The organism is Ruegeria sp. CDSC068 (assembly GCF_059610545.1).
In genome coordinates this window covers 120,509-145,080 of the sequence record NZ_JBXWNV010000004.1, presented here as the reverse complement: position 1 = coordinate 145,080, position 24,572 = coordinate 120,509, and the positions used below count along the sequence as shown (strand labels likewise).

Below are 24,572 nucleotides of genomic sequence, written 5' to 3'. Positions count from 1 at the left end.
ATGGATAAACTTCTCGAATTTCACAGCCTCACATCAAGCCAAAATCTAAAGCGCAGCGATCTTATTGGCCGGGTGGACGAGCAAGCTCGCAACCTGAAGATCAATGTCATCCGCAACCACTCTTTTGAATTGGTCGCTGCGACTCTGAATGCCTTCCTGGAAATCTCGGGCTTGAAGGCAGAGTTCAATTACAGCGACTACGATGATGCATTTGCAAATGTCGATTTTTCGACAGGTGCAGATGCGCATATTCTCTGGGTTGATCTGGATCGGTACGATGACAAAGGGCGTGAACACATTGCTGCCCGCCTAAATGAACTCAGCCAAAGCGCGGCGGACCCCGTCATTATTGTACCAATTGGTGCGGAATTTGAAGCTCAGGAGCCTCTGTTCAAAGCGGACGTTACGCCGATAGTCACCCGCCTCGGGGACAAGTTCTTTGATGAGCGGCTCGCTGACTTCACCGGCACCCGCTGTAGTCCGGCGGCATGTATGGAAATGTCCAGGCTGCTTGGGTTGCGCATCATTCCTGCTGTTATCTTGCCGGGATTGAAAGCAGTTGTAGTTGATCTCGACAATACCCTTTACAAAGGCGTGCTTGGCGAGGACGGCGCAGACGGAGTTGTTCTGGAACCCGGACATATTGCACTGCAGCAGAAGCTGGTTGAACTTGCGGGCCAAGGATTCTTTATTTGCGTTGCGTCGAAGAACGAAGCGGAAGATGCTGAGCATCTGTTCAACAGCCGCACTGACTTCCCTCTTCGCCCTGAACACGTGACCAAGTTTATGGTCAACTGGGATTCCAAATCTTCCAACATCCAAGGTTTGGAAAAATTCCTGAATATCCACCATTCTTCAATGCTGTTTGTCGACGACAATATGGGTGAGCTTTTTGAAGTAAGCAACGCGTTGCCGGACATCAAGCAGTTCTGGGCCTCACCTGACAGCGATGCCAATGCCCGTGGCGTCAGCATATACCCGGGCCTTCTGAAATCGAAAGTCACTGCAGAAGACGCAGCCAGAAGTAAAGACGTACAGGCAAATGAAGAACGGCGACGCCTGCGAGAGCAGATGTCCCCCGAAGATTATCTGCGTTCGCTTGAGATTAAGATCAGCTTCAAGGCAAACGATCCTGAACAGGTGACCCGGGTTTCGGAACTCTCCCGGAAGACCAACCAGTTTATCTTCAACTACAAGCGATACTCACTTGCCGAAGTAAAAGCCGCGGCGGAAAGCCCGACTTCTTGCGTAATGACCGTTTCGATGAGCGACAAGCTGATCGATAGTGGCATCATTGGCTGTCTGGTTGCGCATAAACACGAGGACACCCTGAAGGTAGAAGACATGTTTGTCAGTTGCCGGGCGTTGGGTCGTGGCCTGGACGACGTTGTTGTTCTGGGCGCTATCAAATGCGCAGCGGATCAACTGGGGTGTTCGAAAGTCGGGATCGAGTTTCAAAAAGGCGACCGAAATGGCCCGGCAGAGGATTTCGTCGCGAAATATCTAAACGAACACGCCAACGTACCTTCGGAGCTAGACTATTCATTCCCTCAGGGAATCGTCGAGATCTCCGTCCCTGAACTAGATGTAGAAGAGCAGAGTTACTAACCATGTCTGAAAACGTTTTGTCCTTTGTAGAAAGCCGTGCGGGCCTGGGTGAAAAATTCCAAGCGCATTACGAAGATGCCGAAGTCTGGAGCTCATTTGACCGCATCGAACACGCTTTGGCCGCCGAAGAAGAATTCGGGATTCAGTTCTCACCAGAGGAGCTGACGGAACTTGGCTCTCCCAAGAGCTTTGTTGATGCAATTCAATCGAAACTGAACGGAAACTAGGGAGCGGGTTCGTGACAGATGTACTTCGCTCGCGTCGTCTGACGGGGTTATCCTTTCAATTGCGCCCCGTTTCTGAAGACGATGCAGAGTACATCGTCAACTTGCGCAGCGCAGACAGCCAAAAACAAAAGTATCTCAACCCGATTTCCCCCGACGTAGAAGCGCAGCGGGCTTGGTTGCGGAAGCAGGCCCAGGCCGATCAGGATTATTACTTTCTGGTCCTGGATCGTTTCACCCAACAGAAGGTTGGTCTGATCGGGCTTTACGATATCAATGAAGGCCAGGCCGAATGGGGCCGATGGATTATCGAAGATGGCAGTCTTGCCGCCATCGAGAGCGTCAACCTTCTGATGTCGTTTGGCTTTCATGATTTGGGTTTGGCTGAAATCTATTGCCGGACCGTTTCCGAAAATACCAGTGTCGTGAAGTTCCATGATGGCTATGCAAAGCGGCGCGCTGCGGCCGCGCCGAATACCGTGGAATTGCGTGGTGAAACGTTCGAGTTGGTCGAGCATGTTCTAACTAAAGAAGAATATGTTGAAACGACGGCTTCGAAATGGGGAAGTTTTTGTCAGAACATCTTTAACCGTCGCCTGCAGGCAGAGTTAGGTGTATTTGAATTCCATCATATCGGAATTGCTGCAAAATCAATTGAAGCCGCGGCCGCTGGATATCGCCTCGTCGGCTACACGGATGAGGCTCGATTCACGGACCCCGGTCAAGGCGTACACGGTCTGTTTATGACCGCAAAATCCCAACCCCGCATTGAGCTCCTCGAGAACATGGAAGGCTCGAAGACGCTGGACAGTTGGCTTTCACATAGTGTGGCACCCTATCACTTCGCGTACTATGTAAAAGACATTGAGACGGCCATGAGCACCATGGGACGCCTGGGTATTCGCCCCATAACTCCGGTGAAGAAATCCGTTTATTTTCAGACGCCAATTGTCTTCATGGTAATGCCCAACCGATTTATTGTCGAACTTATCGAGATTTCCGAAAAATGAATTTGCCAATTGTATTCTACTTCCCGTGGCGCGAGGCATCCGGCGGCCCGGTATACCTGACGTCTATTGCACGGCGATTGGCTGAGGTTTATTCCGGCAAGGTTTACTACACAGATTTCAAAGACGGAATTACGGACCCAATGCTCGAGGGGTCCAATGTGGAGAAACTCGAGCTGGAAGACGGGAACTTCGGCGTTGCATTGCAAGAGCCCGTTATGCTCATCATCCCAATTTATTGGGCTCATTGGCTGCCCGAACTTCACCCCGACAGCAAGATCATATTTGTGAATTGGCACAATTTGTGTGTTCCGGTTCTCAAAGATTCATGGAATATAGACTCGGACCGTCTTCTTGAGTTTCTTCAAACGGTCAGTGACAATCATGCCGTTTTCTTTTGCGATGCAGCGCATCGACAAGCGCAAACAGACTATGGGATCCCTTTCGACGAGAACTATGTTCCGATTGGCATCGAACCCAGCTCTACTAGGAAGACAAACTATGTGGCCCCTCAAGGCGAGTTGAAAGTTGCAATCCTCGGGCGCCTGTCTATTGACAAAGTCTTTGCGGTAACAAATCTGGCTCGTCATTTCGATGCCTATCCGTTTGAAGGCAAGAAAACCCTGTACGTCATCGGAAATGGTCCGGAAGAAAGCAAGGTAGTGCCAGAGGACTACCCGTCTGTGAACATTGTGCTCACTGGACCCATGTTTGATGAAAAGCTTGATGCATTCCTGATAGAGAATGTCGATGTCATGTTTGCGATGGGCACGTCTGCCTTGGCATCGGGCCGGCTGGCTATTCCCACAGTCGTAGTTTGCAACGAAATACATGACTATGATGACGACATTTTCGTATACCTTCAGGAAGCCAAAGGGTTCTGTCTGGGCTGGCAGGTTGAACAGGCACCGTCCTTTGACATTCCGATCCGTAAATGTGCAGAAGTCATGGGCGACATACTGGACGCAGAAAAACAAAAGCAACTCGGCGAAGACGTCTATCAGTACGTTTCTAAATTTCACAATGCCAAATTTGCAGCTGATGAATTCCTGAAAGCGGCCTCGAAATCAACACTCACGTACCGGGACGCGAAAGAGGCTTTCCTTGGGTGGCAAATCGAGAAGAAAACGTACCGACTTGGCTTCAAAGGGAAACTGCGGGCTGTGCGTTATACTAACGGCATGCTGGAGTTGCGGTACAAGGACAAGCTAATTCGGCGCATGAAGTTTAAGAGCCTGGAGTACAAGTTGTGGCTCTTGCTGATTGGATTGATCGCAATTGCTGCTCTTCCGCTTACATTGTTGCTGATCGGGGCGAACATGTTCCGGAAAGCCAAGAAGAACAGTCGGGCCACGAGGGCACTTAACACCCAACTTTTTGATCTTGTGACAAACCGTGTCCCGTCGCTCACCGCCAAGATGGACCAGCAACATAGTGAGCTTGCAAGCCAAGGCGGACAATTGAGCGCTCAGGCTGAGCGGATGGACAATCAAACCGCTCAACTCGAAAAACAAGCGTCGCAAATCGCATCTCAATCCGAGCGGATTGAGGCGCTGAAGGCCGAGATTGTTCAGGAAGTCTACCAAAACACCTCAGCGACGGTTTTGGGCCCACCAACAAGTTATGTAAACAATGGCACGCACATCGCACATATGGACACGTGTGAATCAATAATTGATCAAGTGTCCTATGAAAAGTTCAGCGGCGATGTAGAGCAGCTGTATTTGGACTTGATTGCCGGTCTGGACGAGGAAAGCCGCCGCATCATAACTCGGGTCCTGAAACGTATCCGCGACTATGCAATTGACGATGCCGGGGCCTTCCAGCTTACACGCGAAGAGGAAGATAAATTCCGCGAGTTGATGGATTTCCACTACAATCGCATCCTGAGACTATCGGACAAGTGGTATCTATATGACGGAAAATATCGTTTGCCGTCCGCAGATATCTCTTCAACGGTGTTCTATTACAAACACTTCATCACTGAACTTGAACGTCCTGAATTCCTGAAAGACAGGGCAATGATCGATGTAGGTGCATATTTCGGCGATTCCGTGCTGATAATGCGCGAGTTTAGCGACGGCGACATTTGGGCTATCGAACCTAGCCGCGAGAGCTTTGATCTCCTGAATGAGACGATCAAACAGAATAACATACAAGCCGTTCGATCATTGAATATCGGGCTTGGCAGTGAGCCGTCTGAAATGGCGGTGCTGGATCGTGGAGATCAGTCTTGCTTGATAACAGAGTCGGACGATCAGTCCGTCGAGCATGACAAAATTGCCGTCCGGACTCTGGACTCTCTGGTGGAAGAACATGGGATCAAAGTCGGCTTGATTAAGATTGACGTTGAGGGCATGGAATTCGATGTTCTGGAAGGTGCTCGAAAGACAATAATCGAGCAAAAGCCAGTTCTCCTCATCAGTATTTATCACAATTTTGATCAGTTCTTTAAGGCCCGGAAGTGGGTGGAAGAATTGGGTGTTGAATACGAATTCAAGGTTCGAAAACCATTGGACATGTCAATCGCAGTAGATACCAACCTGATCTGCGAACCGCGCTCCGTAGACAGCTGAAAGTAAGGAAGACGCTATGATCAGCTTTTTGAATTTGAAAGAGATTAACGCACGCCACAGCGAAGAAATCGCTCAGGCTATGCAAGACGTTCTCGCTAGCGGATGGTACGTACGTGGTACACAGTATCAGGATTTTTGTCGGGAATTCGCCGAGTACTGCGGCACTCAGCATGCAATCGGAGTAGGCAACGGCCTGGATGCACTAGAGCTTTGTCTGGATGCATTGGATTTGGACGCCGGTGCAGAAGTCCTAGTTCCGGCCAACACCTACATTGCGACCGTCCTTGCCATATCCAGAGTTGGTTTGACGCCCGTTCTGGTTGAGCCGGATCCCAATACCTTTAACCTGTCGAAGAACGGGCTGGCTGAAGCACTGACGCCCAAAACACGGGCAATTCTGGCGGTGCATCTATATGGGCGATTGGCGGACATGCCAGCCATATGCGAATTTGCCAAGGAACACGGATTGTTCGTCATCGAAGACTGCGCGCAATCCCATGGCGCAACTTTTAATGGAATACGAGCAGGAAACTTTGGCGATATCTCGGCGTTTTCCTTTTATCCAGGTAAAAACCTCGGCGCCTTAGGAGATGGCGGTGCCGTCGTGACAAATGACGATGCCCTGGCGGCAAAAGTGGACATGTTGTCGAACTATGGTTCGCGGAAAAAATATGTAAATGAAGCCAAAGGCCGAAATTCCAGACTGGATGAGATTCAGGCTGCCATTCTACGGGTCAAGCTGAGATACCTTGACGATGAAAACGCGCGACGCCGCGAAATCGCGCGCGCTTATTGTGATGGCATCAAAAGCAATCACGTGACGTTGCCGGAATTCCCAAGCGATGCGCTGACCAGCGTCTGGCATTTGTTTGTCATTCGCACGAAACATCGCGACCTGCTTGAGAAACACCTGAAAGAACGCGGTGTCCAAACTCTGGTTCATTACCCCATACCGCCCCACCAGCAGGCTGCATATGCTGAACTGGCCGATCTTTCCTTTCCCCTAACGGAAGCCATTCATGAAGAAGTGCTGTCGTTGCCAATTGATCCGACAATGTCGGATGAAGACGTGCGTGATGTTTGCGAGGCGTTGAATGCATTCACGGCGTGAATTGCTATCTAGGACGATTGCGAACGCCCAAAAGTTTGAACGTATTTGTTTTGAACTTGCCGCCATTAAAACGCCTTCTAAGAAAATGAAGGCCATAGAGGTGGCAGCGCATTTTGCCAATGGCACCGGTGCCGGTGTCTATCGGTCGCGCGAACTGGAGGCCGCCCTCTCCGAATTGGCCAAAACGATAAGGCCGCCAATCAATCCGGGGAAAACCGACCGTTCTGGTGTTTTGCACGTTATGAGCACAGCCTTTCCATGGGGAGGGCACACACGCGTCGTGGAACGCTGGATAGCCCTGGATGGTGAAAAGCGTTCACAATCCGTGGTTCTGACGGAACAGGGTACCCAGCCGGTTCCAAAACTATTGAACGACGTCGTGACCAATGCAGGTGGAACAGTACATAGGTTACGTGACAAGAAATCGATCGGAACACGCGCCGAGGAACTCAAGTCCATTGCGCTTGGGTACGCATTCGTTGTTCTGCACATTCATATGCACGATATTGTGCCGTCCCTCGCATTCGGGCTGCCCTCTTTTCCTGTGCCCGTGATTTTTTACAATCATGCCGATCATCGTTTCTCAGTCGGAATGGAGGTGGCGCATGCGGTTGCGGAAACCCGTAGCTGGGGAAGAGCGTTGACCGGGACAAGACGCGGTATTTCAAACAGCAAGCGACTGGGGATCCCTCTGTCCGTCCAAAAAAAAGCGGCAAGCACTGATCAAGGTTTCAGCCGCGACCAATTTTCGATTCCAAAAGAAGCCAAAATCGCGATTGCGTCAGCATCGCAATACAAATTCCAGCCGTTTCTAGATTTGAACTTCTTCGAAACGGTCAAGAAAATACTTAGGCGAAACAACCGGATTTGGATACTTCTCGTTGGTGTGTCAGAGACCTTCTGTCGACAACAATTGATCGCCGTCGGATGCGACGCGCACGACCTCCAGCGGGTGATACCAATTCTTGCTTGCGACGAAGCCCAGTTCAAGAGCTACCTGAAAGCAGCGGATGTTGCACTGGACACCCTGCCAGAAAACGGCTGCACCGCTGCTATGGACTATATCAGCAATGGTCTTCCGGTGGTTTCCAGAAAGACCTTTATCGGGCAAATGGACTATCTGATCGATCAACCCGAATATATCCGGACGGACGACGAGTTCATTGACCAGGTTTTGGATTTGATGGACGCAAATGGTGACCGCAAAATCACCGCAGCACGGCAATTTGAAAGCCTGAATAATGACTCCCGTAGGGACGTCTTCTTAGACAGGCTGGATGATCTGTACACCTTAGCAACCGTTCAAAACCCTGTTGGCATGGCTGATGGCAATCTCTTCCACGGTTTTTCGGATTTGGATTTATTTCACACTCATAGAACGACATTAATCTAAAAAGATCGGCGGTAATCCGCGCCAGCAAAGAATGCCACACATTGTCCACATCCGATTGCGATCCGCCCTCAAATTGTCTGGTTATGCTATTCAAGCAATTGACCCTTTTTGTAATGGGAACCAGGTTAAATTACAGCGATGCGCCGTTGCGATGCCGTCGTCTCAGGACATAACTCCAATCGCTATTGTCAACCTTACTGAAGGGACCTAGAGATCAGAAAGCTATTTGAAACAGTAGCAGTTGGCAGCGTGTTATGAGAAAGCTCACATGAAAAGTCCGGCGGGGGTATCTTTGCTGCTTCCAGGTTTCCTGCCAGATTTCGCAACGTATTAAATTTCTTTTGCACGGAAGCAATCGTGCCATCATACAGCCCACACATGAACGAGGTAGTGACGTGAAAATACTGGTAACAGGCGGAATGGGGTTTATCGGCTCGGCAGTGGTGCGCCTGGCAATCCGTAGCGGTCATTCTGTGATCAACGTTGATTCACTCACCTATGCGGCATGCACCGAAAATGTTGCCAGCATCGCCCAAAGCCCGAACCACATTTTTGAAAAAGCCGACATATGCGACGGCGTTAGAATGCTGGAGTTACTTGAACAGCATAAGCCTGACGCGATCATGCATCTTGCCGCTGAAAGCCACGTAGACCGTTCAATTGACGGTCCGGGCGCATTTGTCGAAACCAATATTGTCGGAACCTATCGGCTGCTAGAAGCAGCCCGCCACTGGTGGGTATCGCAGGGTCGGCCAGAAGGATTTCGTTTTCATCATATCTCAACCGACGAGGTATTTGGTTCACTTGGGACAACCGGATTCTTTGTTGAAGACAGCCCCTACCAGCCGAACTCTCCATATTCGGCTTCCAAAGCCGGCTCAGATCACCTGGTACGTGCATGGCATGAAACCTACGGGCTGCCGATTGTGATGACCAACTGTTCTAACAATTACGGGCCATTTCAGTTTCCCGAAAAACTGATCCCGGTGGTGATCCTCAAGGCTTTGGCCGGCGAGGCTATTCCGATCTATGGAAAAGGCGATAATATTCGCGACTGGCTACATGTCGAAGATCATGCCGAAGCCCTTCTTTTGGTCTTGGAAAAAGGCGAACTTGGCCGCAGTTACAATATCGGCGGCGAAAACGAGATGACCAATCTGGAGCTGGTTGAAAAACTATGTGGGGTCCTGGATCGCTTGAGACCTGCAGGTGCTCCCTATTCCGAACTGATCACGTTTGTGAAAGATCGCCCGGGCCACGACAAGCGCTATGCAATTGATGCGACACGCATTAGTGAAGAGTTGAGCTGGCGCCCATCTCACACGCCAGAGACAGGATTGGAACAGACTGTTCAATGGTACCTTGAAAATGCGGACTGGTTGGAAAACCTCAAATCCCGTACGGGGGTGGGTCAGCGTTTGGGTTCTTCCGGCTAACATCATTTTTGCAGAATATGTGAAATTCGCCAAATTTCCGGCGGATCGATCACAGCAATTACAAAGGAAAGAAAATGAAACGTAAGGGCATTATTCTGGCTGGCGGCTCGGGTACGCGCTTGTACCCAATCACAATGGCTGTTTCGAAACAGCTATTGCCGATCTACGATAAACCGATGATCTATTACCCCCTTAGCGTTCTTATGCTGGCGGGTATTCGGGAAATCGCGATTATCACTACGCCGCAAGACCAAGCCCAGTTTCAAAGACTTTTGGGAGATGGAAGCCAATACGGGCTAGACCTGACCTGGATCGTTCAGGACTCGCCGGACGGGCTTGCCCAAGCTTATCTGCTTGCCGAGGATTTTCTGGACGGTGCGCCATCTGCAATGATCCTGGGCGACAACATTTTCTTTGGTCACGCATTGCCCGAGCTCCTGGACGCCGCGAACAATAATACTGAAGGTGGAACGGTTTTCGCCTATCGGGTTGCTGACCCCGAACGTTATGGCGTCGTGGATTTTGATGGCGACAAGGTACGTCACATAGTTGAGAAGCCCAAAAACCCTCCATCAAGATATGCCGTAACAGGTCTGTATTTCCTGGATGGAGACGCTCCCAAACGGGCCCGTGGTATCCAGCCGTCTGAGCGCGGGGAACTGGAGATCACTACGCTTTTGGAAACATACTTGGCGGACGACCTATTGAATGTTCAATCACTGGGGCGTGGTTTTGCTTGGTTTGACACCGGAACGCACGCGTCCCTTCTGGATGCCGGCAACTTTGTGCGTACACTCACGGAACGGCAAGGGATGCAGGCCGGAAGCCCCGACGAAATAGCATGGGTGCAAGGTTGGATCGATAGTTCTGTTCTGGCTGAAAGAGCCGAAATCTTCAAGAAAACGCAGTACGCCGACTATCTGAGACTACTGTTGGAAGACAAAATGATGCAGCCAAAAAACGACTGAATCAGAGCGGGTTCCCAAAAACGCAGCGTGGTTGACAACCACGCTGGCGATTGCCGTTTCTATATCAGGCTCCACTAGTTGTCTGCGCTGACCATCTTGCGTGACTTACTGAATCGGCTACGAGCGAAATCTATTATTTTTCGGCGCAATCGCTCGCTGGATGTTTCCTGCCATGGCGTCTGGTTGCGAAGATCCCAATAGAGCTCTCGCAAGGGATGGTTGCAGTTTGAATTCCACGGTTTTCTGTTGTCGGTAAAGTGCAGGATGCCGGGCGAAATTCTGGCAATTTTTGCTTCTTCCGGCGTATAGGCCGGCTCTAATTTGTTGAGGGTGTACAAGCGCGTATTCGCATTCCACCGCAGATCCAGTTTTGCCGTTTGTCCCTCGAACATCAGGTTCAGAATGTCCTGATCCTGTAGTTCGATCTCGACATCCGTACGCGAGACCGTCTCTTCAACCTTGGCGGCGAATTTCTTGGGATCGATCGCATTCAGATTGAAAATCAGTACCCCTGCATTGAAATAGAAAGCCGTTTTGGAAAAGTTAAGGCGCTCAGCTTGTGTAACGCCGCCCTCATCCGGGGCTGCAGCAATCGGCGAAGTGCCAATATCGGTCGCCCATAATATACTCAATCGATCGGTTATGATCGTATCACAATCCAAGTAGATTACCCGGTCGGCAAACTTGTGCAGGATTTCCGGAATGAGCAGGCGAATGTAGGTTGCCCTTGATATATGCTCACGGTTGTCAGGGAGGCTGTCAAATCGGTCACCATCAACCCGATACCACAGGATGTTGGCACGCTGCGACAACCCTTCGAGCGAACTCCGGGATCGATCATCTATGTCATCGACGTGAAGAATATGCACATTCAGTTTGCACTCGCTCCCAACTGAACGGATGGCCGACAACAAAGTGACGGCAGCATGAGGAACAAATTTCCGGTCGAAAGTCAGACAGATATCAATTTCGGCGACTTCTTCGTTGGCTTCTATATTGGAAAGCTGTTGATTAATGTTCTCGACGATCGGGCTTTTTTTGTTTGATGATTGCTCAGTCATGCTCGCTTCTTCACACTAATCTGGCTGTACCGACGTCTAATACACCGTTGATACGAAATTTCACCTAGTTTTAGTTACTGCACCCGTCAGCTTTCAAAGCCTTTCGCCTAAGTTGGCTTAAAACCCAGCCACAGCATCACGCGAACGTCCAATAAAGCTGAAACAGGCGCATCGTTAGATAGTACAGCCACGTGCGAATTCCCGGTATGACATCACAGTTTAAAGAAGAACCAAATGGCGACCCCGGCAGGATTCGAACCTGCAACCTGCCCCTTAGGAGGGGGCTGCTCTATCCAGTTGAGCCACGGGGCCGTCCTTTGAAAAACAACAGGTCATATTGTCTTGCAGCAGACGATTTGAGAACACAGAAACGGTTCATTTAGCCTTGCTTATTCGATCAGTGAACGCATTCCAAGGGGCCTGAGCCCTCGCTTTTTGAAAGATAGGGCGCGCGGTTGATCTAAGCGTTGCCTACATCGACGGTTTAAATCTGGATACCCTACGCAGCTTCAGAACGTCAGCTATCCCAAACAGATACGACATTTTTACTTCTCGCCGTTCCAGCTCTGCGCCAAACAGCCCCGTCAAAACCGACGGGACTGACATTAGCTTCATTATTGCTTTTACAGAAGAAAGGCGTCGTCTTCTAACAAGGTTGAAATCACCAGATCATCGTCTTCAATGCCTTCGAATTCCTTCATAAGAGACCCAGCTTGCCGCTCGGACCCTTCGCTACCAGACAGTTCAGATCGGCTTGAGAACAACAAAGAAAAGTCATCTTCAATTTCGTCCGCCGGCAAGAGGTCAGAAGCGAATTTGAGAAGATCAGCAGGTTCCTCAAAAATCGCTTTTTCCGACACTTCCTTGGCACTCACTGATTGCGCTGTGGCTGACAAGAACGGGGTCAACTTTGGTTCTTCGTATCCAATTGTTCCGCTACCGTTGATATCGTAACTGTAAAAGCTCTCCACATCGATCACGTCCGCAATAGCGACGCTACCAACAAATTCCCCGGTGCCATTGACGGTCCATTCACTATAGGCACCCTCTGCATTCTTCCAAAGCACCTTGAAGCCACCGTCAAAGGCCTCGGTGTGAATCGCCTGCCAGCCAGGAAAGCTGTTGGGGCCGACTTTGGCTCCATTCAATGTCAGTTCAATCGAGTCATTGATCAGATAAACACCTCGTGTTGATGAGGCGAGCGTGGTGGATCCGTTCGTTTCTATAGTAGTCGTGAAATGCCCAGTCCGGCCGTCATCATTCAGATCGACGTTGTAGAACTCTTCGACGTCGATGACATTTTCGACCCCGTTGCTGCCTTTAAACTTGCCGTCAGCGCCAACGGTCCATTCGCTGTACGCACCGTCCGCGTTCTTCCACAGCACCTTGTAGTTGCCGCCAGAGGCTTCGGCGTGAATCGCATCCCAACCACCAATAGTACCGGGGCCGACAAGCCCGCCGTTCAGGGTCAGTCCAATATTGTCGTTCAGTAGATAAACGCCGTGGGTCGACGAGTAGAAAGACGTGTCCCCGTCGTTTTCGATAAGCGTCGAGAAGTGTCCAGTCCGACCGTCGTTATTCAGATCGACATTGTAAAACGCCTCGACGTCGATGACATTTCCAACCCCGTTACTGCCAATAAACTGGCCAGCACTATTGACGGTCCATTCGCTATAAGCGCCGTCCGCATTCTTCCAAAGCACCTTATAGTTTTCGCCAGAGGCTTCGGCGTGAATCGCATCCCAACCACCAATAGTACCGGGGCCGACCAGCACCTGCCCATCGTTCAGAGTCAGACCGATATTGTCGTTCAGTAGATAAACGCCGTGGGTCGACGAGTAGAAAGACGTGTCCCCGTCGTTTTCAATAAGCGTCGAGAAGTGTCCAGTCCGACCGTCGTTATTCAGATCGACATTGTAAAACGCCTCGACGTCGATGACATTTCCGACCCCGTTACTGCCAATAAACTGGCCAGCACTATTGACGGTCCATTCGCTATAAGCGCCGTCCCCATTCTTCCACAGCACCTTGAAACCACCTTCGATGGCTTCGGCCTGAATCGCTTGCCAACCGGCAATGCTGTTAGCACCGATAAGGCCGCCGTTCAGGGTCAAGCCAATATTGTCGTTCAGAAGATAAACTTCATGAGTGGACGAAAAGAGCGAAGTGCCCCCCGTGTTTTCAACAAGGGTCGAGAAGTGACCTGTCCGGCCGTCGTTATTTAGATCGACATTGTAGTATGTTTCGAAGTCGACAATGTTTTGGATGCCGGCGCTGGCGACAAACTGACCCGCGCTGTTGATGTACCACTCGCTGAATGCTCCGCTTGCGTGCTTCCAAAGCAGTTTATAGCCACTTAAATACACTTCGGTCTGAACAGCTTGCCAACCTGCAATCGAGTTTTGTCCGACCGCCTGACCATTCAAAGTCACACCGACGTTCGAGTTGCCCGCATCCACTACATAGACACCCTGATTTGCGTGCTTCAGTGTCAATCCCGTAGTGTCGATATCCGAAAGCTGTGTCGCGTTTATGATGCTCGATCGGTCATACTGAATCAAACCGTTCTGGAATTGGATCAGCTCCACGTCACTTGAAACCGAAAACGTGATACGCGTGACGATGTTCAGAAACTGGTAAGTCGAACCGTTACTAATGAACAGATAACCGCTCAGCGCACTGACAAACCTAGCGATATCTGTGCCGGTTCCGCCGGAAAAAGATCCGGCATTGCTTGAAATAACGGCAACATCATTGCCTTGTTCGCCAAATACCTGATCTGCACCGGTGCTGACCGCGACGTAAATCAAGTCGTTACCGTACCCGCCGAAGATTGAGTTATCGCTTCCATCCGAAAGTGACTGGAACGTGTCGTGGCCGCTGTTGCCGCGCAAAATGTTCTGGGCATTGTTGCCAAAGATCAGATCGTCACCTGCACCGCCATAGGCGTTTTCGATCACAACACCCTGCGCGATGGTAAAGCCGCCTTTTACTCCTTCGGCAAACGAAATTACACCGCCACCGGTGTCAGTGTAATCCAGTGTCGCCGGGCGCAAGTCGATCCTTGCGTTCGCACTACCCTGATACCAGATCGAGTCATAACCGCCGGTGTCCCAGATAGCCTGATATCCGACACCTGCGACGTTCGCGGACGGGATGACATATGTATTATTCCCCGAGTTGGTCGAGGTGTTCGCACCGTACATGGCCTGAAGCGCCGCGATGTCCAGAGCACCTAACCCGGTCGACCCACCATAAGTCGCATTTGCCGGGAGAGTTCCGTTCTTTGAGGTCCAGCCGTCATTGTATGACATGACTGTGTAGGCACCCTGATTAAGGCCGCCGACACCAAATGAGTTAAAAGGCGCGGTAACCCCGGCCATAACCGTCGTGCCCAGACCATCATCCTGTGGATGACCTAACCCAAGCGCGTGGCCCAATTCGTGCAGCAATGTCGTAAAGAAGAATCCACCCGGGTCGCCGTTGCTGTTAAAACCGGCTGTCCAGAAGTTCGTGTTGAAGGCGCCAACAGAGACCCCATCGGATGGGGTGGAATGAAACCCAAGAACATTCGGTGAATCAAAAAATGTCGCCGGCGCGATAGCTTCCACCAGATCAGCCGACCCAAAAAATGGAGTTTCGACAAATCTGATGTTCGCCACAGCTTCTATCGCAGCGAGCGCCGCACGAAACTCGGCTTTGTACTCTGAAGTCCACGTCCGTGTATCTAGGAAATTCCCGAAATGGTATGTAATCGTGGTAACGGTCGCAGGGTTGCCATCGCCATATGCGCGCGTACCTTGAATTGCACTGAGGGGGGAGGATGCAGGCGGTCTTGCGACAAATGTAGTAGCAGTCATTAGGGATTCTCAACTTAAACGATATTGATTGCTCGGGTTTTCTCTAAAAATGATGACCCAATTAAGGCGACGAAACCTCACTTTCGTGAAATTGAAAGAAAAAACAACAGACTTAGCTGTTAACGTGAGGTTAAAAGCATCTACCCAATTTTTACCGCTGATCAACCTCTCTTTTTTGAAGATTTTCGGTTAAAAACCCCACACTAAATCCTCAATATGCATGATGCTAAAGTAGAAATGGAAATTGGTTGTGCGGTCGAGTTTCCATTACGTTTTTGTGCTGTGTTGTCGATGTCTGGCAGAGTGTTATCACGCGTCGCCTGATCTATACGGCCAGTTCATAGCACTTTGGCATGCTTGCCTGTCATTAAGACAGGATTCGTGAGCACTTAAGAGGGGGCTGCTCTATCCGGTTAAGCCACGGACCCGCGCACGGCTCTTTCTAACCGGGTTTTTCGGGGTCGCCATGACCTTTGCGCGACGGTTGTAAAACTTGCGCTGTTCACGCTACCATCGGGCAAAACAACATCGCAGGTGCCTCAGTGACAACAGAAACCAAACGCCCGCTTACCCTTCGTGATGTATCGGAAGCATCCGGAGTGTCGGAAATGACGGTCAGTCGGGTTCTACGGAACAGGGGCGATGTTTCGGACGCCACACGCACCCGCGTCTTGGCCGCCGCGAAAGAGCTGGGGTATGTGCCAAACAAAATCGCAGGCGCATTGGCCTCCAGCCGGGTGAATTTGGTGGCGGTGATTATCCCCTCGCTGTCGAACATGGTCTTCCCCGAGGTTCTGACAGGTATCAATCAGGTGCTGGAAGACACCGAGTTGCAACCGGTTGTGGGCGTCACCGACTATATGCCGGAAAAGGAAGAAAAAGTGCTGTACGAGATGCTCTCGTGGCGGCCGTCCGGAGTGATCATTGCTGGCCTCGAACACACCGAGGCCGCGCGCGCCATGTTGGATTCCGCGGGTATTCCAGTGGTCGAGATCATGGACACCGACGGCAAACCGGTCGACGCGATGGTTGGGATTTCCCATCGCCGTGCCGGGCGCGAAATGGCGCAGGCGATCCTGAAGGCGGGCTATGAGCATATAGGGTTCATGGGCACCAAAATGCCGCTGGATCACCGGGCGCGCAAACGGTTCGAAGGCTTCACCGAAGTTCTGGGCAAACACGGGGTTGAGATCGAGGATCGCGAATTCTACTCTGGCGGATCAGCTCTGGCCAAAGGGCGTGAGATGACCCAGACCATGCTGGAACGGTCCCCCGATCTGGATTTCCTCTATTACTCCAACGACATGATCGGTGCAGGTGGGCTGCTATATCTGCTGGATCAGGGTATTGATGTGCCGGGACAGATCGGCCTGGCCGGGTTCAATAACGTCGAGCTTTTGCAGGGTCTGCCGCGCAAGCTGGCCACAATGGACGCCTGCAGGTTGGAGATCGGACGCACAGCCGCAGAGATCATCGCGGCGCAATTGGCTGATCCCAATGCCGAGGTCGACACGCGTGTGACCCTGACCCCCAGGATCAGCTTTGGCGACACCCTAAAGCGGCGCTGAACGCGTGGCGCTGCAACGGCTGGACAACCGAACAGCTCGCGCGCTGTTCATGGATCGTCATGCATTGGCCGAGCCGCCATCGGGCGGCGCAAAAGGCGCGGAATTGCTGGACCTGATCCATCGTCTTGGCTTTGTGCAATTGGACAGCATCAACACGGTTGCGCGCGCCCATGACATGATCCTGTTTTCGCGGCGCCCATCCTATCGCGCAGGCAATCTCAAACGCTTGTACGAAAGCGACAGGGCGCTGTTTGAACACTGGACCCATGACGCCGCTGTCATTCCGATGGCGTTTTATCCGCACTGGCATTTGCGGTTTCAGCGCGATGCAGATCTGCTGAAGTCCCGATGGAAAAACTGGCGCCGCGACGGGTTCGAGCAGCGATTTGAAACCGTTCTGCAACATATCCGGGATCACGGGCCAGTATCCTCGTCCGATGTTGGCAAAGACGAGAAAAAGGGGTCCGGCGGCTGGTGGGACTGGCATCCGTCAAAAACGGCGCTAGAGTTTCTTTGGCGCTCGGGCGCACTGACGGTCATAGGGCGGCAAGGATTTCAAAAGCGCTATGATCTGACAGAACGGGTGATCGAAACGCATCTTTGCCCGGGCAATATGCCCTGTGATGCCGAGGAGACAGTGGATTGGCTGTGCAACGCGGCGCTTGATCGGTTGGGGTTTGCAACCTCGGGTGAATTGGCTGCGTTTTGGGACACTGTCACGACAAGCGAGGCAAAATTCTGGTGTGAACAGGGTCTAATTCAGGGAAAATTGGAAGAGATCGAGGTGACCTGCGCGGACGGCAAGCTGCGCAAAGTGATCGCCCGACCAAACATCTCCGAGGATGCAGAGGCTGCACCCCGTCCCCCAGGCCGCATTCGGGTCCTTAGCCCATTTGATCCCATGCTGCGCGACCGTAACCGTGCCGAACGGTTGTTCGGCTTTCACTATCGCATCGAGGTTTTTGTACCTGCCCCAAAGCGCACTTACGGCTACTATGTGTTCCCGTTGCTTGAGGGCGACCGATTGATCGGGCGTATTGACATGAAAGCCAACCGGGATTGCGGGGCGCTGCAAATCAGCGCCTTATGGCCGGAACGATCCGTGCGCTGGTCAGATGCCAGAACCAAAAGGTTGCAGTCAGAGCTCGACCGAGTCCGACGATTTGCCGGGCTGGACAACGTGGAATTCGCCCGTGATTGGTTAAAAGACCCTAAATAGGGTCTTTTTTCAGATCAGACTCAGGCTGATAGACTGTAACCCGTCTATCCCGCCTTCCAGGACATCGCCCGCCAACACCGGGCCAACCCCAGCCGGTGTACCAGTCAGGATCAGATCACCGGGCCGTAGGTGATAATATCCGGACAAATGGCAGATGACCTCATCTATCTTCCAGATCAGCTCTTCCAGCGTCGCGTCCTGCCGCGTTTCCCCGTTCACGTTAAGATAGATGCGTTTCTTGTCGTCCGGGGACCAATCTGCCGCGCGGGTCAAAGCGGCCAACACAGTGCCGTTTTCCAGATCCTTGCCCAAATCCCACGGGCGCTGTTTATTCCGTTCGCGGACTTGCAGGTCACGGCGCGTCATGTCCAACGAACAACCATAGCCATAAACCGCATCCAGCGCATCGGCACGCGTCGCACGGAAAACGGGTTTGCCGATCGCGACCGCCAGTTCCATCTCATGGTGAAAATTCTCAGTTCCAGGCGGATAAGGCACGGTTGCACCCGACAGAACCGCGTTCAGAGCAGATTTTGTAAAGTAGAAAGACGCCTCACGATCGACCTCATTTCCCATTTCGGCCGCATGGGCCGCATAATTTCGGCCGACACAGAAAATGCGCCCCACGGGATAGGTCGACAATTCACCCTCAACCGGGATCGAAATCGGGTCGGGTAAGGAAAACAAGCTGTCCGGTATCAAAGCCCCCTAACTGCAACTTGCAGCTTGTTTCTAAGTTGGCGGGACCAGTTGAACAAGCCATGCAGGTTCGCGCCAGGCATCACCATCACGCGAACTAGCCCCGTGGCTGGCTGTTCACAATTCAAAGTTTTGCCTTGGAAAGCCTTGGGTGCGCGCTACCTTTGGTTGTATAATGGATCACGCCACCATCGTTTTGACACTCATTCCCTGGCGATATCCGAAATCCACTCGTCGCTGATCAGGTGATTTGCCTGTAGGCGAGTGCAACTGAATCAGAGAGCGACGGCCAAAGACCTGTACCCCCACACGGTCTTTGCGTCCGGATGTCCGCTTATTTTCAGGTGGCTGTTTCTCTGAGGTGTGAGCCGGATAAATCCATCCGGCCGCGGGCCAGACACGCAGTCCAGTCAAAGTCTGGCCACCCCGCCGGAGGATATCCATACTTCTCTGGCGGGGACAAAAGCCTTTGCATGCGCGACGTGCAATCAGGTCTTCAGATCATGCAGATCGTTCAGTAAGTCCAGCAGCGCTTCGTGCCGATCCGGGCCTAGCTGAGTCTTGATCTCTTCAGCCAGACGTAGTGTCACCTGCATGTTGTCTTGGATGATCTTTTCGCCTTTGGCCGTGATATCGATGATCTGACGACGCTTATCCTCGGGATGGACCCGGCGCCGGATCAAATCTTTGGCTTCCAGTTTTTGCAGAATGCGCGTCAGACTGGGCAGCAAAAGGCACGATCGATCCGCTATATGCGTTGGCTCTTGAGGGCCTTCTTCTTTCAGAACACGCAGAACGCGCCATTGCTGTTCCGTAACACCCGCATCAGCCAGCATATTTCGAATGGGCCCCATGACCCTTTCGCGCGCCCGCAGCAGTGCAATCGGCAATGAGCGGGACGTATTAGGCAGGTCTCTGGTCATATTGGAATTTTTGCCCAAATTGGATCAAACTGCAACTGTCCAAGAATTTTATTTATGATATCAGTAACTTGAACGTGCAATATACTACCCTTTTAGGCACACCGCAGCTTCGAGCCGCATCTCAAAATTAGTAAACAAAGCAATTAATATTGACGTTTTCTTCAGAATGACGATCACTGGACGCACAAAGAAACTAAGTCCCGGTCCGATCCCGGGGTTGGCAGAAATCTGAGGGTTAAGATGAAGTGGGATGAGTTTTCGGATTGGGGCAAACGAATTGCTGAGTGGACGCAGGATTACCACCTGACTGTAGGTGACAAACCCGTCCGCGCCCGGACTGAGCCGGGAGATATCCTCAATGCCTTGCCCGCGCTGCCGCCCGAGCACGCACAGTCACTGGAGGACGTGTTTCAGGATTTCGAACAGATCGTGATGCCGGGGATCACCCATTGGCAACATCCAAGGTTCTTTGCCTATTTCAATTCGAACGCCTCTGCCCCATCGGTCCTAGCCGAGTTTCTGGCCAGCGCCATCGCACCGCAATGTATGTTGTGGCAAACGTCACCGGCTGCGACCGAGATGGAAACACGGATGATGGACTGGTTGCGCCACGCGCTGGACCTGCCCGAGGGATTCGCTGGCGTTATTCAAGACTCCGCCTCGTCAGCAACATTGGCTGCTGTGCTAACGATGCGCGAAAAGTCGTTGAAGTGGCAGGGAAATCAACAGGGTCTTTTTGGGCAAAAACCTCTGCGCGTCTATTGCTCGGCCGAAGTGCACACGTCAGTCGATCGTGCCATTTGGGTTGCGGGGATCGGGCAAGACAATCTGGTTCGGATTCCGATCAAGGGAGATTGGCGCGGGATGAATCCCGCAGCACTGGAGGCAGCGATCCAGGCCGATTTAGACTCTGGTTTGCATCCGGCGGGCGTCATCCTTTGCGTTGGCGGTACAGGAACGGGGGCCACCGATCCCGTAGATGAATGTTTGAAGATCGCCCAGAAATACGGGCTTTACTCCCACGTAGATGCGGCCTGGGCCGGATCGGCCATGATCTGCCCGGAATACCGCCACTACTGGCCCGGCGTGGATCAGGCCGACAGTATCGTTTTCAACCCGCATAAATGGCTGGGTGTGCAGTTCGATTGCTGTGCGCATTTCCTGAAAGACCCCGATGATCTGGTGCAGACGCTGGCGATCAGCCCTGAATACCTCAAGACCCATGGCAAGGACGGTATCATCAACTATTCGGAATGGTCTGTGCCACTTGGCCGTCGGTTCCGGGCGCTCAAGCTATGGTTCGTGATCCGGGCATATGGGCTGGAAGGGTTGCGCCAACGCCTGCGCAATCACGTGAACTGGTCCGTAGCGCTGCATGATCGGCTCGCGAGCGAGGCGGATTTCCAAATCGTCACACAGCCGATGTGGTCATTGTGGACGTTCCGCTATGCGCCGGAAGGTCATGCGGATCTGGACGACCTGAACCTGCGTTTGGTGAACGCCATCAATGACGACGGCCGCATCTATTTGACGCAAACCCGCGTGGATGGCGATCTGGTGATCCGGTTCCAGGCCGGTCAGTTCGAAACCACCGAAGACGATGTCCGAATGGCCTATGACGTCATAACCGAAATCGCCCGCTCACTGACATAAACAGGAGGTCCGGCCATGCCAGTCCCAAAAAACAGCTTCAAACAGGCTCTAATACAGGGTGATCGGCAGATAGGCTGCTGGATGAGTTTTGCCGAATCCATCACTGCCGAAATTATGGGCACCGCCGGATTCGACTGGCTGGTCATTGATGGTGAACACGCGCCGAACGATATCCGATCAATCCGTGATCAGCTTATGGCGTTGGCTGCCAGCTCCTCGCATCCGGTGGTGCGGGTTCCGGTTGGCGACACCGCTTTGATCAAGATGGTGCTGGATGCCGGGGCGCAAACCGTTCTGGTACCGATGGTCGAGACCGCCGATCAGGCGCGACAGTTGGTTCGGGACTGCCGCTATCCCCCGACGGGTGTGCGCGGCGTTGGGGCCGGTGCGGCCCGGGCGACAATGTACGGCTCGATCCCCGAGTACATTCAAACTGCAGACGACCAAATCTGCCTTCTGGTGCAAGTGGAAAACCGCGCCGGAATTGCCGCGCTGGATGATACCCTGAAGGTCGACGGCATCGACGGGGTGTTCATTGGCCCAGCGGACCTGTCCACGGACATGGGGTTTCAGGGAAACAGCGCAGCACCCGAAGTGCGCGCTGTCATTGCGGATGCCATAGCGCGTATCAAGGCCGCCGGCAAAGCGCCCGGCATTCTGGGAACCAGTGACGAGGCCAGCCAAGCCTATTATGAAATGGGCGCACAGTTTCTTGCGGTCGGCATTGATGTGATGTTGCTGGCGCAAGCATCCCGGGCGTTGGCGGCAAAATGGAAAGCGAAATAGCGCGTCAGGCGTACATGGCGGCGGCGGCCTGCGCATAACCACCCGAAGCCCCATCCACAAAGTGAACATGATCGTCGCGCGTCGCCGAGGGGACGATACAGGTCATCATCGCCTCGTCTTGCGCATGCAGCCCATAGCGGATCTTGCCCTGTCCGCGTGCCTGTTCAAGCATCATCCGGATTTGCGTCAACGTGGCAGCGTCACAATCCAGCGTCATTTTCAGCCCATCATCGAATTTACGGTAGTCGGCGTTGCGGCTGACCATGCGCTTGTAATGGCCGGGTTCGAAATTGCCCAACCGTTTGCCCGATGCGAACAACAGGGCGATCAAAAAGTTCTGGCCCAGCAATTTGATCCGCTGCAGCAACAAATTGTTCCCGGCTCGTGATACGCGGGCATCCAGGCCAACATCCGGCGGCGGCCAACTGATCGGTGGGCCATCTTCTGGTACTGGATGACCCGAACGCTCCAACTCTTCTGACGCCGACAGAACCGAGCGGGCCAAATCCGCAAAGTCACTTTCGGTCGCATTTGCTGTGGGCTGGACGACGACCGAGACGATTTGACCATTGCGTGCCTTGCTGTTGGACCACCGGCAGGACAAACCGGTTAGGTCGGGCTGTGCACCAGGTTTGGCAGGCGGCACCGAAAAGGTACCAGCCTTCATCTGCGCCTCAGCCCAGGCCAACCCGCCACCCGAGAACATGGCGTAATCCACCCCATCAGACGGCGCATAACGCGCGACCCGCAGGTCCTTACCTGCCTTACGAATTTCGGCAACCGGAACCAACGCCGCGCGCAGCGAGATCGAGAATTCTTCTTCCGCCCAGCGCCTGAGGTCTGCCAATACCGCTTTTGCGGTGTCGATTTCACTTGCGGGCACGGCGAACCCTGCGCCGTCACCGCCAAAAACATATGGAAAATCCTTGCCGTGGAGCGCGTTGATCATGCCCGAGATCACCGCCGCGCCGACCATATTCACCGTCTTGTAGCGCCCTTTTGCAATCTCACCGGTGGAGTCGACGATATCTGCCACGCCCAACGCCCAATCGCCCGGAACAGCAGAGAAACGCGCCGGATCCACCAAACGGGTAAAGTCCCGCAACAGGGGAAGACTGTCATAGAACGCGGCCTGGGCGTCTTTCATTGGCACCTCGGATAATCGGTAAGGACAAGGATAGCCCGAATGTGATCACTGTCCGGCAAAATCAGTATAGCACACGCGCTTGTGTGTGGCACCGTGACGTGCCAAGCATTTCTTCGCCGGTTTGGGGGAGAGGGTTTTCATGAAGGCAGGTCTGGTGGTGTTGTGCCTGGGCTATGTGCTCAGCCAGTTCTTTCGCGCCTTTCTCGCGGTTCTCAGTGTTGATCTGGGGCGCGATATCGGGGCCACACCCGAGGATCTGGCCTTTGCGTCCGGTCTTTGGTTTCTGATCTTTGCTGCCATGCAGTTGCCCGTAGGCTGGGCACTGGACCGAGTTGGACCGCGCCTGACGGCGGCGGTCTTGCTGCTGGTCGGTGGTGCCGGCGGAGCGGCATTGTTTGCCCTATCCAGCTCCCCATTTCACATCGCCATCGCCATGGGATTGATCGGGGTCGGCTGCTCACCGGTGTTGATGGCATCTTACTATATCTTCGCCCGAGAATTCCCACCTGCCCGCTTCGCCACTTTGGCGGCTGTCATGCTGGGCGTTGGATCGGTCGGCAATCTGGTTGCCTCGTACCCTACTGCGCTGGCGGTCGAGCTGATGGGATGGCGGGCCACGATGGGGACGCTGGCCGTTTTTTCCGCCGCGATCGCGTTGGGCATCTGGTTCAGCGTGCATGATCCCAAACGTGTCGAGACCGAACACAGGGGATCGGTGCTGGACCTGCTGAAAGAGCCCGCCCTGTGGGCGATCTTGCCGCTGATGCTGGTGGCCTATGCCCCGTCGGCGGCAACGCGCGGCCTTTGGGCCGGGCCATACCTCAGCGATATCTTCGGTCTTAGCACCACCCAGATCGGGACAGCGACCCTGATCATGGGGGCGGCGATGATTGCAGGTACCTTTGCGTATGGGCCGCTCGATCGAATGCTGGGCACGCGAAAATGGGTGATCTTTGGCGGCAACGCGCTGGGCACAGTGGGGCTGGTTCTGATGTGCCTTTGGGTCGACAACGCAGTTGGGCTGGCGGTCGTCCTGATGGCAGCGATCGGGTTTCTGGGGGCCAGCTTCCCGGTCATCATGGCTCATGGACGGGCCTTTGTTCCGCCGCATCTGGTTGGGCGCGGCATGACCCTCCTGAACCTCTTCGGCATTGGCGGTGTAGGACTGGCGCAATTCGTCACCGGCCGCATCCATGCCGCCACGGTGGACATCAGCCCGACCGCGCCCTACACAGCGATATTCGGCTTTTTTGCGGTCACGCTGGCCATCGGCTGCGTGATCTATTTGTTCAGCCGCGACAGCGTCGACTAACGCTGGAACTGCCAGGAGTGT

At 53.1% G+C, this 24,572-nt stretch carries 18 protein-coding genes and 1 tRNA gene; 13 read left to right on the top strand and 6 right to left on the bottom strand.

Annotation, left to right across the window (positions count from 1 at the left end):
• From AC2FID_RS09970 to rfbA, 8 genes are all read left to right on the top strand, one after another.
• The gene (locus tag AC2FID_RS09970) at nt 1–1,608 is read left to right on the top strand and encodes an HAD-IIIC family phosphatase (RefSeq protein WP_496836614.1); all 1,608 of its coding nucleotides are present in this window, start codon (nt 1–3) and stop codon (nt 1,606–1,608) included.
• A gap of 2 nt (nt 1,609–1,610) precedes the next feature.
• Complete coding sequence (locus AC2FID_RS09965; RefSeq protein WP_113791061.1) at nt 1,611–1,835, top strand: acyl carrier protein; 225 nt, start codon at nt 1,611–1,613, stop codon at nt 1,833–1,835.
• A gap of 11 nt (nt 1,836–1,846) precedes the next feature.
• Nucleotides 1,847–2,842, top strand: coding sequence for a GNAT family N-acetyltransferase (locus AC2FID_RS09960; RefSeq protein ID WP_496836612.1), 996 nt, complete (start codon nt 1,847–1,849; stop codon nt 2,840–2,842).
• The gene (locus tag AC2FID_RS09955) at nt 2,839–5,415 is read left to right on the top strand and encodes an FkbM family methyltransferase (RefSeq protein WP_496836610.1); all 2,577 of its coding nucleotides are present in this window, start codon (nt 2,839–2,841) and stop codon (nt 5,413–5,415) included. Before AC2FID_RS09960 ends, AC2FID_RS09955 begins: the two co-directional genes overlap by 4 nt.
• A gap of 16 nt (nt 5,416–5,431) precedes the next feature.
• A complete protein-coding gene (locus tag AC2FID_RS09950) occupies nt 5,432–6,526 on the top strand; it encodes a DegT/DnrJ/EryC1/StrS family aminotransferase (RefSeq protein ID WP_496836608.1) in 1,095 nt (364 codons plus the stop codon).
• The gene (locus AC2FID_RS09945) at nt 6,510–7,919 is read left to right on the top strand and encodes a hypothetical protein (protein WP_496836606.1); all 1,410 of its coding nucleotides are present in this window, start codon (nt 6,510–6,512) and stop codon (nt 7,917–7,919) included. The genes AC2FID_RS09950 and AC2FID_RS09945 overlap by 17 nt, the downstream gene beginning before the upstream one ends.
• A gap of 395 nt (nt 7,920–8,314) precedes the next feature.
• A complete protein-coding gene (gene rfbB, locus AC2FID_RS09940; protein WP_496836605.1) occupies nt 8,315–9,355 on the top strand; it encodes a dTDP-glucose 4,6-dehydratase in 1,041 nt (346 codons plus the stop codon).
• Nucleotides 9,356–9,429: 74 nt separating this feature from the next.
• On the top strand, nt 9,430–10,323 hold the full coding sequence (gene rfbA, locus AC2FID_RS09935) for a glucose-1-phosphate thymidylyltransferase RfbA (protein ID WP_496697478.1): 894 nt from the start codon (nt 9,430–9,432) through the stop codon (nt 10,321–10,323).
• Nucleotides 10,324–10,397: 74 nt separating this feature from the next.
• On the opposite strand, the gene AC2FID_RS09930 is transcribed toward rfbA, so the two are convergent.
• The 3 genes from AC2FID_RS09930 to AC2FID_RS09920 all read right to left on the bottom strand — a co-directional run bounded on the left by AC2FID_RS09930 (nt 10,398) and on the right by AC2FID_RS09920 (nt 15,244).
• On the bottom strand, nt 10,398–11,384 hold the full coding sequence (locus AC2FID_RS09930) for a glycosyltransferase family 8 protein (protein ID WP_496836603.1): 987 nt from the start codon (nt 11,382–11,384) through the stop codon (nt 10,398–10,400).
• A 235-nt stretch (nt 11,385–11,619) separates the two neighbouring features.
• Nucleotides 11,620–11,696, bottom strand: a tRNA-Arg gene (locus AC2FID_RS09925).
• A 311-nt stretch (nt 11,697–12,007) separates the two neighbouring features.
• On the bottom strand, nt 12,008–15,244 hold the full coding sequence (locus AC2FID_RS09920; RefSeq protein ID WP_496836601.1) for a M10 family metallopeptidase C-terminal domain-containing protein: 3,237 nt from the start codon (nt 15,242–15,244) through the stop codon (nt 12,008–12,010).
• 542 nt (nt 15,245–15,786) lie between these two features.
• Between AC2FID_RS09920 and AC2FID_RS09915 the strand changes: the two genes are divergently transcribed.
• Together AC2FID_RS09915 and AC2FID_RS09910 are read left to right on the top strand one after the other, a co-directional pair.
• Complete coding sequence (locus AC2FID_RS09915; RefSeq protein ID WP_496836599.1) at nt 15,787–16,812, top strand: LacI family DNA-binding transcriptional regulator; 1,026 nt, start codon at nt 15,787–15,789, stop codon at nt 16,810–16,812.
• 4 nt (nt 16,813–16,816) lie between these two features.
• Nucleotides 16,817–18,031 carry a winged helix-turn-helix domain-containing protein gene (locus AC2FID_RS09910; protein ID WP_496836598.1) on the top strand — a complete coding sequence of 405 codons (1,215 nt, stop codon included), beginning with the start codon at nt 16,817–16,819 and terminating at the stop codon, nt 18,029–18,031.
• Between the two features lie 9 nt (nt 18,032–18,040).
• Here AC2FID_RS09910 and AC2FID_RS09905 read toward each other — a convergent pair whose 3' ends face one another.
• On the bottom strand, nt 18,041–18,730 hold the full coding sequence (locus tag AC2FID_RS09905) for a fumarylacetoacetate hydrolase family protein (protein ID WP_496836868.1): 690 nt from the start codon (nt 18,728–18,730) through the stop codon (nt 18,041–18,043).
• 488 nt (nt 18,731–19,218) lie between these two features.
• On the bottom strand, nt 19,219–19,653 hold the full coding sequence (gene hpaR, locus AC2FID_RS09900) for a homoprotocatechuate degradation operon regulator HpaR (protein WP_058275072.1): 435 nt from the start codon (nt 19,651–19,653) through the stop codon (nt 19,219–19,221).
• A gap of 240 nt (nt 19,654–19,893) precedes the next feature.
• Here hpaR and AC2FID_RS09895 point away from each other — a divergent pair, with 240 nt between their 5' ends.
• Together AC2FID_RS09895 and AC2FID_RS09890 are read left to right on the top strand one after the other, a co-directional pair.
• A complete protein-coding gene (locus AC2FID_RS09895) occupies nt 19,894–21,306 on the top strand; it encodes a pyridoxal phosphate-dependent decarboxylase family protein (protein ID WP_496836596.1) in 1,413 nt (470 codons plus the stop codon).
• Nucleotides 21,307–21,321: 15 nt separating this feature from the next.
• On the top strand, nt 21,322–22,092 hold the full coding sequence (locus tag AC2FID_RS09890; protein ID WP_496836595.1) for an aldolase/citrate lyase family protein: 771 nt from the start codon (nt 21,322–21,324) through the stop codon (nt 22,090–22,092).
• Between the two features lie 4 nt (nt 22,093–22,096).
• On the opposite strand, the gene AC2FID_RS09885 is transcribed toward AC2FID_RS09890, so the two are convergent.
• The gene (locus AC2FID_RS09885) at nt 22,097–23,239 is read right to left on the bottom strand and encodes a DUF3095 domain-containing protein (protein ID WP_496836594.1); all 1,143 of its coding nucleotides are present in this window, start codon (nt 23,237–23,239) and stop codon (nt 22,097–22,099) included.
• A gap of 139 nt (nt 23,240–23,378) precedes the next feature.
• On the opposite strand from AC2FID_RS09885, the gene AC2FID_RS09880 reads away from it, so the two are divergent.
• Nucleotides 23,379–24,551 (top strand): MFS transporter, encoded by a 1,173-nt coding sequence (locus tag AC2FID_RS09880; RefSeq protein ID WP_496777080.1) that lies wholly within the window; start codon nt 23,379–23,381, stop codon nt 24,549–24,551.
• Nucleotides 24,552–24,572 lie beyond the last annotated feature (21 nt).